The organism is Mucilaginibacter sabulilitoris (genome assembly GCF_034262375.1).
GTDB lineage: Bacteria > Bacteroidota > Bacteroidia > Sphingobacteriales > Sphingobacteriaceae > Mucilaginibacter > Mucilaginibacter sabulilitoris.
Genome location: NZ_CP139558.1, coordinates 74,940 through 88,659 on the forward strand (window position 1 = coordinate 74,940; position 13,720 = coordinate 88,659).

Annotated in this window: 13 protein-coding genes; 7 read left to right on the plus strand and 6 right to left on the minus strand. The window is 43.0% G+C overall.

Annotation, left to right across the window (positions count from 1 at the left end; genetic code table 11):
- The first annotated feature begins 7 nt into the window (after positions 1 to 7).
- The 3 genes from SNE25_RS00280 to SNE25_RS00290 are packed head-to-tail and all read left to right on the plus strand — an operon-like array spanning position 8 to position 2,458.
- Positions 8 to 658 carry a DUF47 domain-containing protein gene (locus tag SNE25_RS00280; protein WP_321563088.1) on the plus strand — a complete coding sequence of 217 codons (651 nt, stop codon included), beginning with the start codon at positions 8 to 10 and terminating at the stop codon, positions 656 to 658.
- A 20-nt stretch (positions 659 to 678) separates the two neighbouring features.
- Entirely contained in the window at positions 679 to 1,689 is a 1,011-nt protein-coding gene (locus SNE25_RS00285; protein WP_321563089.1) for an inorganic phosphate transporter, read from the plus strand.
- A 37-nt stretch (positions 1,690 to 1,726) separates the two neighbouring features.
- Positions 1,727 to 2,458, plus strand: coding sequence for a DUF4197 domain-containing protein (locus SNE25_RS00290; protein WP_321563090.1), 732 nt, complete (start codon positions 1,727 to 1,729; stop codon positions 2,456 to 2,458).
- Between the two features lie 184 nt (positions 2,459 to 2,642).
- Here the strand turns inward: SNE25_RS00290 and SNE25_RS00295 are convergent, their stop codons facing one another.
- Both SNE25_RS00295 and SNE25_RS00300 read right to left on the minus strand, forming a co-directional pair.
- Positions 2,643 to 4,040: a carboxypeptidase-like regulatory domain-containing protein gene (locus tag SNE25_RS00295; protein ID WP_321563091.1), complete on the minus strand. Its 1,398-nt coding sequence runs from the start codon at positions 4,038 to 4,040 to the stop codon at positions 2,643 to 2,645.
- Positions 4,030 to 4,602 carry an RNA polymerase sigma factor gene (locus tag SNE25_RS00300; RefSeq protein WP_321563092.1) on the minus strand — a complete coding sequence of 191 codons (573 nt, stop codon included), beginning with the start codon at positions 4,600 to 4,602 and terminating at the stop codon, positions 4,030 to 4,032. The genes SNE25_RS00295 and SNE25_RS00300 overlap by 11 nt, the downstream gene beginning before the upstream one ends.
- Before the next feature lie 79 nt (positions 4,603 to 4,681).
- Between SNE25_RS00300 and SNE25_RS00305 the strand changes: the two genes are divergently transcribed.
- The 4 genes from SNE25_RS00305 (at position 4,682) to SNE25_RS00320 (ending at position 9,226) form a co-directional block, all read left to right on the plus strand.
- Positions 4,682 to 6,607, plus strand: a complete 1,926-nt coding sequence (locus SNE25_RS00305; protein ID WP_321563093.1) for a vWA domain-containing protein — start codon at positions 4,682 to 4,684, stop codon at positions 6,605 to 6,607.
- A gap of 159 nt (positions 6,608 to 6,766) precedes the next feature.
- Entirely contained in the window at positions 6,767 to 7,285 is a 519-nt protein-coding gene (locus SNE25_RS00310) for a helix-turn-helix domain-containing protein (protein ID WP_321563094.1), read from the plus strand.
- Positions 7,286 to 7,377: 92 nt separating this feature from the next.
- Positions 7,378 to 8,115 carry a MauE/DoxX family redox-associated membrane protein gene (locus tag SNE25_RS00315; RefSeq protein ID WP_321563095.1) on the plus strand — a complete coding sequence of 246 codons (738 nt, stop codon included), beginning with the start codon at positions 7,378 to 7,380 and terminating at the stop codon, positions 8,113 to 8,115.
- Positions 8,116 to 8,338: 223 nt separating this feature from the next.
- A complete protein-coding gene (locus tag SNE25_RS00320; protein WP_321563096.1) occupies positions 8,339 to 9,226 on the plus strand; it encodes a PfkB family carbohydrate kinase in 888 nt (295 codons plus the stop codon).
- A gap of 76 nt (positions 9,227 to 9,302) precedes the next feature.
- Here SNE25_RS00320 and SNE25_RS00325 read toward each other — a convergent pair whose 3' ends face one another.
- From SNE25_RS00325 to SNE25_RS00340, 4 genes are read right to left on the minus strand one after another with little or no spacing between them, the layout of a single operon-like run.
- Positions 9,303 to 10,088, minus strand: coding sequence for a tetratricopeptide repeat protein (locus tag SNE25_RS00325; protein ID WP_321563097.1), 786 nt, complete (start codon positions 10,086 to 10,088; stop codon positions 9,303 to 9,305).
- Positions 10,066 to 11,904, minus strand: a complete 1,839-nt coding sequence (locus tag SNE25_RS00330; RefSeq protein ID WP_321563098.1) for a BatD family protein — start codon at positions 11,902 to 11,904, stop codon at positions 10,066 to 10,068. The genes SNE25_RS00325 and SNE25_RS00330 overlap by 23 nt, the downstream gene beginning before the upstream one ends.
- A 19-nt stretch (positions 11,905 to 11,923) precedes the next feature.
- A complete protein-coding gene (locus tag SNE25_RS00335; RefSeq protein ID WP_321563099.1) occupies positions 11,924 to 12,682 on the minus strand; it encodes a tetratricopeptide repeat protein in 759 nt (252 codons plus the stop codon).
- Positions 12,679 to 13,719, minus strand: a complete 1,041-nt coding sequence (locus SNE25_RS00340; RefSeq protein WP_321563100.1) for a vWA domain-containing protein — start codon at positions 13,717 to 13,719, stop codon at positions 12,679 to 12,681. Before SNE25_RS00340 ends, SNE25_RS00335 begins: the two co-directional genes overlap by 4 nt.
- Between the last annotated feature and the right edge of the window lies 1 nt (position 13,720).

A 13,720-nucleotide genomic window follows, 5' to 3' on the forward strand; every position in this document is an offset into this window, starting at 1 on the left:
AAGCATTATGTCACTTAACAGTATATTCCAGTATTTTGTACCTAAGGACAAAAAGATATTTTTTCCTTTATTTGAGCAGGCGGCAAGCAATGTAGTTACCATGGCTACAGTATTGGTTGAGGCCGTTAACTCGAATAATGCGGTTACCCAGGAGGAACTGTACAAACAGATTGATAAATTAGAGAACAAAGGCGACGAGCTTACCCACCAGATATACCTGGAACTGGGTAAAAACTTTATTACCCCCTTTGACCGTGAGGATATACATGCACTGGCTACAGCTATTGATGATGTGGCCGACTATATTCATGGTGCTGCAAACCGCATGAGCCTTTACAAGATAGATGATTTTAGTGAGCATATCCGCAAACTGTCCGACCTGATATTGCAGGCAAGCATCGACCTGGAAAAAGCCGTGAAAGAATTAAAGGATCTTAGAAATGTACGTAACATAGCCGATTCCTGCATCAGGATCAACAGTGTAGAGAACCAGGCCGATTATGTTTTTGACCGCGCCGTGGCCGACCTGTTCCTGTATGAAAAGGATGCTATCCGCCTTATAAAATATAAGGAAATACTTGCAGCCCTCGAAACAGCCACTGATATGTGCGAAGATGCTGCAAATGTTATGGAATCAATTTTAGTTAAAAACGCATAAGCATACTTAATCACCACTAAATGGTTACCTCCCTACTTGTTGTTGTTGTTGTACTTGCTCTTTTGTTTGACTATACCAATGGTTTTCATGATGCGGCTAACTCCATAGCCACTATAGTATCAACCAAGGTACTCACACCATTTCAGGCTGTGTTAATGGCTGCCATATTTAACTTTGTAGCTTACTTTTTCATTAAAGATCATAAGGTTGCCAACACCGTATCTAAAATTGTATTGGAGCATTTTGTAACCATACATGTTATACTGGCTGGTTTAATAGCCGCCATATCCTGGAACCTGATCACCTGGTGGTTTGGTATACCATCCAGCTCATCGCACACACTAATAGGCGGTTTTGCAGGCGCAGGCATGACAAACGCCCTGTATATGCACTTAAATCCGCTAAAGGCTATTGAAATGGATTATGTGTTAACCATTATAGCTTACATTGTATTAGCCCCGTTTATTGGTTTACTGATAGCTTATCTGGTTACCATTTTAATATTACACATCTGTAAAAGGGCAAAGCCGGCTGTTGCCGAGCGCTGGTTTAAAAGATTACAATTAGTTTCTTCGGCTGCGCTGAGTTACGCACACGGTGGTAACGACGCTCAAAAAGTAATGGGTATATTATATGTAACCCTGGTTACATCAAATGTAATAAAAAGCGGCGCCCCAATGCCGGAGTGGATACCACTTGCCTGCTACTCGGCTATCGCTGCCGGAACAATGTCGGGCGGTTGGAAAATTGTTAAAACCATGGGGTCAAAAATTACAAAGGTAACTCCATTAGAAGGTGTGAGTGCCGAAACCGCGGGCGCTATAACTCTGTTCATCACCGAAAGATTTGGTATCCCGGTATCAACCACACATACAATTACAGGTTCTATTATAGGTGTAGGCTTAACCAAACGCGTATCCGCGGTGCGCTGGGGTGTTACTATTAACCTGGTTTGGGCCTGGATCATTACCATCCCTATATCGGCCCTTATTGCAGCTGGTGTATTTGCATTGTTCAAGGTAATAGGGTAAGCTAATTGTGGCCGTATTTTTTCTAAATTTAACCGCTATGAGATCAAAATTTTTAATCATAACCTCGTTATTAGTGTTTACCGGTTTAACAAGCTGCGATACACTTAACCAGGCCGCCCAGGCGGCAGTTCAGCAGCAGGGAACACCATCAACTTTAGAAATTGGCAACGGCCTTAAACAAGCGCTTGAAATTGGCACAGGTAAAAGCTCAGACCAGCTTTCGGCTTTGAATGGCTTTTTTGGTAATGCCGCTATCAAAATACTTTTCCCGCCCGAGGCGCAAAAAGCTGAAAAAACACTGCGCGGACTTGGCCTCAACAGTTTATGCGATAACGTAATATTATCGCTTAACCGTGCTGCCGAAGATGCCGCCAAACAGGCAAAACCTATATTTGTTGATGCCATTAAGCAAATGACGTTGCAGGATGTTACCAACATACTATTAGGCAACCAGGATGCTGCTACCCAATATTTTAAACGTACTACTACCACACAATTGTCGGCTAAATTTAAGCCTGTTGTTCAGGGTAGCCTGAATAAGGTAAATGCCACAAAATATTATACAGATGCGGCCACTGCCTATAACAAGGTGCCATTTGTAAGCAAGCTTAACCCCGATATAAGCGATTATGTAACGCAAAAGGCCATTGATGGTTTATTTGTAGAGATAGCCAAAGAAGAACTGAACATCCGCTCCAATTTAGGCGCACGTACCACTCCGTTATTGCAAAAAGTATTTTCTTTTGCTGATAAGAAGAAAAAATCCTGATAAGCAATAAAAAAAGCGATGGGAAGGTTCCATCGCTTTTTTTATTGCTATATAACCGTGTCATTTCCACGAACTTTTGCTGACAGGAGCAGTAGGATGAGGGGAAATCTTATGCGATATGTGAACTCATATGCCAGTCGAACAAGATTTCTCCTCGATGACATTTCTGTCTGTCATAAAACTTCTACTTCATTTTTTGAAATTTCACCTTAACCGTAACCTCTTCGGGTTTGTGGTTGTTATTGCCCTCCCACTCAGGCCCGTTTTTTATCAGGTCTATAGCCTTTTGATCGGCTATAGCATTCAGGCTCCTTTTAATTTTAAAATCACTGAGCGTACCATCAATACCAACAGTAAATAATACGGTTACGCTTCCGCTTGTGCCATCGGCTAAATAAGCATTAGCCTGCAAATATTTTTTGAGACTACCCCATCCATCTTTCGGCTGAGCACTTTGCGCCGCAGGTTCATCATCTGCATCTTTTTTAGAGCCATAACCTGTTACAACCACTTCACTTAATGAACTTTCATTGGGTTTTAGCTCCACTTTTAAATTATCACCAGCCTGTGCTGTTACTAACGTATGGCCATAGCCTATATATACAATATCAAGTGTTTCCTTGTTTCCGGAGCCTGTAGATATAGCAAATTTGCCATTGGTATCGGTTACTGTTGATTTGTTTGTTCCCTTAATACGTATGGCGGCGCCAATTATAGGCTGGCCATCGTCTTTCCCAATAATAATACCCGAGATACTGGTACCACCAATGTTTCCGGCACCAAAAATTGTTTTTGCTTCTCTTGATGTAGTTGTGCTTAACCCATCGACCTTGCCTGGTAATTTAGCGTTGGTCGCTGCGACAGAATACCGGGCTTTATTCTGCACTTCAGCTTTAGCTATACTATCCTGATTGCTTTGCTGGGTGTAGTTCATTACTACCATTTCACTCAGCTTTTGGGTGTTATCCTTTTTCTCTTCCTGCGGTTTGGCAGGCTCGGCGGCCGGAGCAGATTCGTATCCAGGATTTCCACTGCTTTGATTCGCAGCAATTTTATTATCATTGGCCGATATTTCCTGCTGATATACAGATTTATCTGCCGGCTTAGTCGCTGATCTTGCAGCGGGTTTCAAAACAGCTGCGGGTTGTGCATTATTTTGAGCAACTAACTGTTGCTGTGCAAGAGGGGCTGCGGAAGCTTTTAAAGTATCTTTTGCCTTTGATTCGGTGACGGCTTTATCCGGAGCGGGCAATGCTATGTTTGCTATCTTCTTTTCTGGAGCTGGCGCCTTTTTAAGCCACAAGCCCCCAATAGTTAAAACTACAATGACTGATGCCGCTATTGACCACACCTTCCATGAAATAACCCGACCCTTTTTCTCAGCTGCGCGCTGCTGCAATCGTGCAGATAGTTCATCAATGTTAGCCTGCTGATTTTTACTAATATCGCCGTATCCTTCCAGCGCGTCCATTAAAAACGGATCGTCGAGCGCCTCACGTTCCAGCTTGTGCATAGCATTGGCGTTAAGCTCCCCGTTAAGGTACTTCCTGATCTGCGATATGTCTGCCTTCTTATTGCTCACTGTTCTTCTCCAGGCAAATTTTCAGATTCCTTTTGCCGTTTTGTATATAACTTTTTACTTCATTTAAGCTAAAACCGGTTACTTCAGCAATCTCTTTATAACATTTCTCCTGCAAATAAAACAGGTCGATGCTTTGCTTCTGCGCACCGGTTAGTTTATCAACACAACGCTCCAAAGCTTTATAAGCCTCTTCGCGGTTATTATCATCAGGATGCAAAAGCGGAGTAAATTCCATAACATCATCCAACGCAACCACCTCCATCTTTTTACCGGCCCTTAACTGCATCAAGCAATAATTGCGCCCAAGTACATATAACCAGCTCCTGAACACACTGATATCATGTTGTTTAACCTTAATTATCAGCTCCTCAAAAATCCCCATCACGGCATCTTTGGCAGCTTCTTCGTCCTTGAGGTATTTTAAACAAACGCCGTAAACCAAAGGCATATACCGTTCATACAACTGTCCTAAAACCGCAATATCACCGTCATTCCGGTAAATGGCAAGCAGCTCGTGGTCAGTTGGAGAACTTAGTTTATTTGGTTTGATAAAATTGGCCATTAAAAGCCGCAAAATAAATTTTTTTAATGGCTTATGGAAATTAACCGTTGCGTACATCCTTATTAAAAAAGAAAAGGTTATGAAACAGCTATTATTCATTTTAATAATCGCAGGCTTAGCGGGGTTTAAGCCAGTTGCCACACGGCATATCAGCGGAACAGTTTATGATGATACCAAAACGGTATTGCCAGGTGTACAAGTAACAGTGGCCGGAACGAATACGGCTACCCAAACCAATGCTAAAGGCCAATACAACATTGATGTGCCCGCCGACAATGCGAGTTTAATGTTCAGTTTTATCGGATTTGAAACACAAACTGTTAAAATTGGTAAAAGCAACGTTATTGATGTTTATCTTAAATCATCCAGCCAGGCATTGAGCGAGGTAGTAGTAATAGGATATGGTTCACAAAAGAAGGTTGATTTAACAGGAAGTGTATCAAACATAAATCCGTCGCCATCATCACCTGGCAGCGCCCCTAATGTAAAAATGAGAGGACTAAACAGCACTGCCATCTATGGCTCACGCGCAGCAGATATGCGCATGATGCCTGCTCCGGAAAATACCGAAAGCTACAAAGGCATCACCGAAAATGGTTTTAAAACAGTTGAAAGCGAGCCACTATCAACATTTTCAGTAGATGTGGACGCGGCATCATACAGCAACGTGAGGCGCTTTATCAATAACGGGCAACTGCCGCCAGCTGATGCGGTGAGGATTGAGGAAATGATCAATTATTTTCATTACAATATACCCGGCCCTGCTAATAATGAGCCCGTGGCCATCCATACCGAACTATCTTCAGCACCATGGAACGGCAATCACCGCCTGTTGCGGATTGGCATCAAAGCTAAAACCGTTGCCACCGATAAATTACCGGCCTCAAACCTGGTATTCCTGATAGATGTTTCGGGCTCTATGAATGAAGCCAACAAGCTACCGCTGGTGCAATCGTCATTAAAAATGCTGGTTAACCAATTAAGGCCTCAGGATAGGGTAGCCATTGTGGTGTACGCCGGTGCGGCAGGTGTGGTATTACCGGCTACTACAGGCGACAAGAAAACAACTATTAACAACGCCATTGATAATTTACAGGTAGGGGGCTCAACCGCGGGCGGTGCAGGCATAAAGCTGGCCTATAAAATTGCGCAGGAAAACTTTATGAAAGATGGCAACAACCGGGTGATGCTGGCTACAGATGGCGATTTTAATGTAGGGGCATCCAGCGATGATGATATGGAGAAACTGATTGAGAAGGAACGCGAAAGCGGTATATCGTTATCTGTTTTAGGGTTTGGAATGGGCAATTATAAAGACAGCAAGATGGAAACGCTGGCCGATAAAGGCAACGGCAACTATGCCTATATTGACAATATTACTGAGGCACGTAAAACCCTAATCAGCGAATTTGGCGGTACGCTGTTTACCATAGCCAAAGATGTAAAATTGCAGGTTGAATTTAACCCGGCGAAGGTACAGGCCTATCGTTTGGTGGGGTACGAAAACCGTGCACTGAACAAAGAAGATTTTAACAATGATAAGAAAGACGCGGGCGACATGGGCTCGGGCCATAACGTAACCGCCTTTTACGAAATAGTACCTGTCGCGGTTAAAGATGATTACTCGGGCAGTGTAGATCCGCTTAAGTATCAAAAACCTAAAAAAGTACAATATTCCAGCACCTCTGATGAAATGCTGACCATTAAATTCAGGTATAAACAACCAACCTCATCCGTAAGTAAAATGAGCCATGTGGAAGTATATGATAAACCCATGGCCATTGCATCAACCTCAACCGATTTCAGATTTGCTGCCGCGGTAGCCGAAGTGGGTATGCTGCTCCGCGATTCGCAGTTTAAACAGCACTCCAGCTATGAGCAGGCTATAAAAATGGCCCGGGCGGCCAAAGGTGATGACAGTGAAGGTTACCGGGCGGAGTTTATAAAACTGGCCGAGAGCGCAAAACTGTTAAGTCCGGATAAGGTATTGGCATTAGAAGAGTAATCCATTATACCTGCATAGCATTTTAGCATTGTTATATAAATATAATAAACCTGCCTTTTGAGGCAGGTTTATTGCGTAATATGAGTTTATATGTAGCTTTACGTATATTTAATATCTGTGAAACTATACGTTAAAAACATGGTTTGCAATCGCTGCAAAATGGCGGTACAAACAGAACTGGACAAGGCCGACATGGAACCTCTAAGTGTGGAACTCGGCGAAATCACCCTTAAAGAAAAACCAACGCCATCGCAGCTGCATGAACTGGCAAAAGCCTTAAATAGTTTAGGCTTTGAGATAATTGACAATCAAAAAAGCCGGATGATTGAGCAAATAAAAACACAGATCATCAGCCTGGTACATTACACTGATATTACAACGCCATTAAAACTTTCGGCTGTATTATCAGACCAGCTCAATCATGATTACAGTTACCTGAGTAACCTGTTTTCGGCTGTGGAAGGTACTACTATCGAAAAATATTATATAGCTCAAAAAATTGAACGGGTGAAAGAGCTTTTGGTTTACAATGAGCTTAATCTTTCGGAGATTGCTTACCAGATGGGTTACAGCAGTGTGGCCTATCTTTCTTCGCAATTTAAGCAGGTAACCGGGATGACACCGTCACAATTCAAGGGCCTGCAGATACATCACCGTCAAAATCTTGATGACCTGTAAGCGAAAAATCTTATAACATCCTTCGATAATTCCGTAACGCCTGCCGGTGCACGTGCAGGTAAATTTGTGTCAGTAATTTAATTATTTTAATCATGACACATACCTATCAGATAACCGGCATGACCTGCAGCGGTTGTCAAAATAAAGTTCAAGCACTGCTTTCGCAGGTAAAAGGGATACAAAACGTTGATATTTCCCTTGTCGAAGGCACAGCGGATATCACCATGAGCCCGCACGTTCCAACATCGGTACTACAGGATGCACTTAAAGATTATCCTAAATACCATCTCAGCGAAGTCCCGCACAGCCACACCATGAGCATGGAGCCAGACACCGAAAGCCCGTCATGGCTGGCAACCTATAAGCCCATATTGATCATATTCGGCTATATATCCGTTATCGCGGTTATTGCGGGCTACAGCATGGGCAATTTTATGACCATGACTGCCATGCGCGTATTTATGAGCGGCTTTTTTCTGATATTTTCCTTTTTTAAATTACTCGATCTCCAGGGCTTTGCCGATAGTTACTCCATGTATGATATCGTAGCTAAAAAGTTCAGGGCATGGGGATATATTTATGCTTTTGTTGAACTGGGTTTAGGTTTGGCTTTCGCCCTGAATATCGCACCTGTAATCGTAAACGCTATAACATTTATCGTAATGAGCGTAAGCCTGATAGGTGTACTGCAAAGCGTACTAAACAAAAGAAAGATACAATGTGCCTGCCTGGGAGCGGTATTTAACCTCCCTATGAGCACCGTTACTATTGTGGAAGATGCGCTAATGATTGTAATGAGCGCGGCGACATTGTGGAGCGTGGTTTTTTGATCTGCATATTAGGAGACGCATGTGATGCGTCTCTACGTTTCGTTTTTGTAGAGACACATTACATGTGTCTCTCTATATGTCTCTGTATTTAACAATACCCATATATGTCATTTTTTAAAGATGTAACCTGCATGATACATGTAAAAAGCATCTTATTGCCTACATTTGCGGTTTGCTCAAAATATGAAAATATAAAAGGCAATTTATCATTAATAAAAACTTCATGTACGACATTTGTTGCATAGGGCATATTACGTTAGATAAGGTGGTGACGCCAAGAGCGGTTGCACACATGGCCGGAGGCACATCCTTTTACTTTTCAAGTGCCATCCGTAATATGGATGTAAGCTATACCTTAGTTACCTCGCTTGCCGAAACTGAAATGCACACGGTTGATGCCCTTCGCGCAAAAGGCACCGAGGTACACGCTTCTACCTGTGCGCATACTGTTTATTTTGAAAATATTTATTCGGGCAACCAGGACCATCGCACACAACGCGTGCTCCAAAAAGCCGATCCTTTTACTATTGAACAATTACAGGGTATTGATGCCGGTATTTTTCATTTAGGTCCGCTGCTTGCCGATGATATTCCGGTTGAACTGATCAGGGAACTGAGCAGCAGAGGCAGGGTATCGTTAGATGCGCAAGGCTATTTACGCAAGGTTGAAGACAAGAATGTAATACCAGTTGACTGGCCCGCGAAAAAAGAAGCTCTGCAATACATTGATATTTTAAAAGTTAACGAACACGAACTGGAAGCGCTCACCGGCCTTACCGATATTAAAAAGGGCGCTGTTATGTTGGCCGACTGGGGTGTAAAGGAAGTTGTTGTTACCCTGGGCAGCATGGGTTCGGTAATTTACGCCGATGGCCTTTTTTACAACGTACCAGCTTACATCCCAACCGCTGTAGTTGATGCCACCGGGTGCGGCGATACCTATATGGCGGGCTATTTATACCAGCGTACCAAAGGAGCTTCGTTCCAGGAGGCAGGGGAGTTTGCCGCCGCTATGGCCAGCTTTAAAATCGAATCATCCGGACCATTTACCGGCACTAAAGAAGATGTGATGAATTTATTAGAGATTGGCCAAAAAACCTTTAGTTACTAACTCAAGATCAGACTAATCAAGCGAGATTTACGAAGTTTTAAAAACTTCGTAAATCTTAATATCTCTCCGTAAGTATTTATATTTCCTTTACATCCGTAGCGCTTATCCAGCCTTCGTTTCCGTTAGAGAGCCGTATTTTCATCCACTCGTTATTGTGCTCCAGGATGTCGACTTTGGTACCATCATGCAGTATAAAAAGATCTTTTGACGCTCTGCCTGGTCCGCTTTTTATGGTTACCGTTCCGCTAAAAACAATAGCTTGCCTGTGCGATTCAAAATAATCTGCCTGCCTGCCGGCTATAAAAACGAATACAACCCCTAAAAACACCAGTAAAATAGCCGAGTAAAACGCCGCTTTTTTAACGCCTACCGATTGGGTAAACCGGTAAAGGATAAACGTTACGGAGCCGGCGAAAATAAGCAGCACACTTATTATGGCTAATGTATTTAATGAAAGCCCTAATATAAAGGCGTGCCACCATTTAGTGATAAAAAATTCAGGCGCTTCATCCAGTTTATCGGTAGTTTTTAAATTAGCCAGCTGAATGTTTACGTGGATGTCTTCGTCCCCGGGAGATAATTTGCGGGCTTTTTCGTAATATAGCAATGCCGATGGTATTTCGTCGGTTTTATAATACGCGTTGCCCAAATTAAAATATAAGGCGGCCGACTGGTACCCGCCATCTACCAGTTTCTGATAGGTTGCTATAGCTTCGGCATACTTTGCTTTGGCATAGGCATCGTTCCCTTTTTTTAATAACGCGCTGGCAGCGTCATTGCATAATGCCATTAAGGGCGATACGACGAGCAATAACAACCAAATAATACGCCTGATCATGTTATACTTCATTTTCGATGTCATTGATCATATTTTTTGCCTTGTCAAACACCTGCTGTTCTGAAATGCCGGATACCGGCGCGTAACGGGCCATATCGCACAGGTCAAGTGTGTCCAGTAGTTCATTAATCAGCCTTTCATCAATAGCGCGCGTTTTTAGCTCAGCGGCAATTTTTTCACGGTTCAAATCAGCGGCGGCAATATTCAGCTTGTCACTTAAATAACCATACAGGCCTCTAAACACATTTTCATAGAATAACTTTGAGTTATTGGCCGATAATTGTGCCTTAGCGCTCGCCAAATGTTTGGCCGCAATTCTACCAGCCTTGCGGCTTTTAACCTTAACAATGTCGCTGTTATTTTTTTCGTACCACTTGCCGTAAACCAAAGCTCCTAAAAACAAAAGCGGCCCGAATGCAAGCAGACTATAGTAAAGGTCCGAATCATAAAAGCCTTCTCCCTTTTTGCTGACATCAACATCCTCAGTTTTAATATACCTGATATCCTTGTTCAGCATTTTAACATCCTGTTTGTCCGCACCCGAATAGGCCGTCACGTTACTTTCAGATGTTCCTTTATTTACTTTAACCGGGTATGCTTTTGTTGGAAGCGACACGTACCTGCCGGTTGAAGGATCGAAGTAAGAGAATTTTACAGGATCAATGGTAAACTTACCTTCATGCCGAGGTATCAACAGATAAGTATAAGTGCGGCTCCCCGATTGGCCGTTTTCATTTTCGGCAATGGTATCAATAGTTTTAGGATCGTACTTTTCAAAATCGGCAGGGAAGCTCGGAGTAATTGGCTTCAGCAATTTAAGATTTCCCTTCCCAGAAATCCTGATCTTGTAATTCAGTGGTTCATTGGTTTTAAGCTCATTTTTATCAAGCGATGTGCTGATATTGAACTTACCCACCGCGCCGCCAAAACCAATGGGTTTCCCGGCCTGGGGCAAGGGTTTAACATGTATGGTTACCGGAGTACTTTTAATTTTATACCGTACATCATTGTACGAGCCAAAAAACTGCCCTATCATGTCATCATCATCGGCCGACTGATCGGCTTCCCTTACGACAAATATCATTGATATGGGGTCGATGGTAACATCGCCGGCGTGTTCAGGGAACAGAATGGTCTGCTTCATGTTGGCAACATTGTACTTAACGCCTTTATAAGTTTCGGTAGTCCATTGTACCTGCTGGTTCGGGTTTTTCGGGGTAATATCCTGGCTGTAAAAACCGTTCAGGTCGGGCAATTTATCCGGTTCGCTGCCTACCAATGCCACACGGGTATATAGCTTATAAGTTAAGGTGATCTGTTCGCCCAAATAAACATTGCTTTTATCAAGCGCGGCCCTTATAAATAACGATTTGGAAATATCGGAACCGGGGCGCTTCATGGTAACCCTACTATCCATGCCGTTTTGCTGAGCGGCGTTTTGCTGCCCCTGTTGAGCGGGCTGACCGCTACCTTTAACTACATTTATTTTGATGGGTTTGGTGGTTAGCTGTTTACCGTTCACCACAATACTGGCCGGCCCAATAGTGTAAGAACCCGGTTTTACCGCTATCAGCTCATAACTATACTCCATGCTTGATGAGGCATTACCGTTAATTACCGTCATGCTGGTTGATACATTGGGTCCGGAGGCTACCAGGAACCCGGTAAACGATGGCGGGGTAAAGCGGTCGCCATTACCGTTTACAGAAAACGTTATTTCAAATTGCTCGGTTGTACTTACCTCTGTTTTACTTACTGATGCGGTAAATTTTATATCGGCAGCAAAAAGCAAGCTGGTATTGAGCAGCAAAAGCAATAATATACAATATCTTCTTTTCATTTATTTACTACAATAACGCTTACCAGTCTTTACTGATGCGCAATTTAGCACCTTTCAGCTTTTTATTTTTTAGTTTATCCTGCGTTTGCTTCTCATCGTTGTTCAGGGCCTCCAGCATCCGTTCGGCGTCGTCTTTTGATACGTTGTTGGGCTGCGGCTGCTGACCATTTTGCTGGTCTTTTTTATCCTGGTCTTTATTTTTATCGTCCTGGTTCTTTTTATCCTTGTCGTCCTTGTTTTTATTGTCGTTCTTCTTATCCTGGTCCTTCTTATCCTTGTCTTTATTTTTGTCGTCCTTGTTCTTATCCTTATTATTCTTGTTGTCTTTGTTCTTTTTATCCTGCTGTTGTTTCTGTTTCAGCTTTTCCTGAGCATAGGCTAAATTATAGCGGGTCTCTTCATCCTGCGGATTGTTGAGCAGCGATTTTTTATATGCAGCCACACTCTCCTCCAGCTTTTTCGACTCCAGCAGGGAGTTACCCAGGTTATGATAAGCTTTGGCCAGTACTTGTTTATTATTTGAGCCCGACGCTATTTTATTGAACTGCTGGCCAGCCTCAGAATATTTTTTTTGCTTGTACAGTGCGTCGCCCAGGTTAAAATTACCTTCAACTGTTTTATCCTTTTTCCCAACCGAAAGGCGGTAGTTGCTTTCGGCATCCTTATAATTTTGCTGCTGATAAAGATCGTTACCTTTTTTGATGTACTTTTTTTCTTGCTGGGCAAAAAGGAAAGAAGCCTGCAGTACTAATAATACAACTATGATTAATTGCTTCATGACTTTTTTACTTCAAATAATTTTAACCCGCTTAACCGCATATTTTTCCGATTGGATATAAAGAACTCCACTACCAGCAATGCCAGCGCTATGGCCAGGAAAAACTGAAAACGGTCTTCAAAGTCCTTGAATGATTTGCTGTCTAAAGTTTTGCGTTGTATTTTACCAATCTGGTCCATTACAATGCCTAACCCGCTGTTGGAGTTGTTGGCTCGTACATAAACGCCGCTGCCTGCTGCCGCAATATCTTTACCCATATCCTCATTCAGTTTACTTACAACGGGTTTACCCAGGCTATCGGTATGGTAGCCTGCCGGCTGCCCGTCTTTATAAATTGGTATAGGTGCGCCCTCCGCCGAACCTACGCCTACCACGTTAATAATTACCCCCCTGCTTTTTGCCTGCGTGGCAGCCTCAACGGCATTATCCTCATGGTTTTCACCATCGGTAATAATGATCATGGCTTTACCTGTACCGTTCTTAAAATCAAACGACTGCATACCCAGGTCAATAGCGGCGCCAATGGCCGTGCCTTGCGTGGGCACCATATTGGTATTAATGGTATTTAAAAACAGTTTAGCTGCGGAGTAGTCGGTAGTAATAGGCAGCTGTACATAGGCCTGACCGGCAAAAACGATAATGCCTATGCGGTCGTCGTGCATTTTATCAATAAGCTGGGCTATAGCCTGTTTGGCATTTTCCAAACGGTTAGGTGCCAGGTCTTGCGCAAGCATACTGTTTGACACATCCAGCAGGATCATCAAATCAGCACCTTTACGTTTTACTTCCTCGGTTTTTGAACCCAGTTGCGGATCGGCCATGCCTACAATTAAGCTGGCGTAAGCTACAGCAAAAAAGATGAACTTAAGCCAGGGCCTCGAAAAAGAAACCTGTGGCATCATTTCCCTCACCACATTTTTATCGCCAAGTGATGCAACCGCCTTTTTTTTCCAGCGGCTTACCACCAAAAATAAAAGCACAAAAACCGGAATAACCAGTAATCCCCACAAAATATCTATATGTGCAAAACGTAGCATT

Coding starts and splice junctions, on each gene's coding strand:
- SNE25_RS00280 (WP_321563088.1), top strand. CDS start 8: ATGTCACTTAACAGTATATTCCAGTATTTTGTACCTAAGGACAAAAAG.
- SNE25_RS00285 (WP_321563089.1), top strand. CDS start 679: ATGGTTACCTCCCTACTTGTTGTTGTTGTTGTACTTGCTCTTTTGTTT.
- SNE25_RS00290 (WP_321563090.1), top strand. CDS start 1,727: ATGAGATCAAAATTTTTAATCATAACCTCGTTATTAGTGTTTACCGGT.
- SNE25_RS00300 (WP_321563092.1), bottom strand. CDS start 4,602: ATGGCCAATTTTATCAAACCAAATAAACTAAGTTCTCCAACTGACCAC.
- SNE25_RS00305 (WP_321563093.1), top strand. CDS start 4,682: ATGAAACAGCTATTATTCATTTTAATAATCGCAGGCTTAGCGGGGTTT.
- SNE25_RS00310 (WP_321563094.1), top strand. CDS start 6,767: ATGGCGGTACAAACAGAACTGGACAAGGCCGACATGGAACCTCTAAGT.
- SNE25_RS00315 (WP_321563095.1), top strand. CDS start 7,378: ATGACACATACCTATCAGATAACCGGCATGACCTGCAGCGGTTGTCAA.
- SNE25_RS00320 (WP_321563096.1), top strand. CDS start 8,339: ATGTACGACATTTGTTGCATAGGGCATATTACGTTAGATAAGGTGGTG.
- SNE25_RS00325 (WP_321563097.1), bottom strand. CDS start 10,088: ATGACATCGAAAATGAAGTATAACATGATCAGGCGTATTATTTGGTTG.
- SNE25_RS00330 (WP_321563098.1), bottom strand. CDS start 11,904: ATGAAAAGAAGATATTGTATATTATTGCTTTTGCTGCTCAATACCAGC.
- SNE25_RS00335 (WP_321563099.1), bottom strand. CDS start 12,682: ATGAAGCAATTAATCATAGTTGTATTATTAGTACTGCAGGCTTCTTTC.
- SNE25_RS00340 (WP_321563100.1), bottom strand. CDS start 13,719: ATGCTACGTTTTGCACATATAGATATTTTGTGGGGATTACTGGTTATT.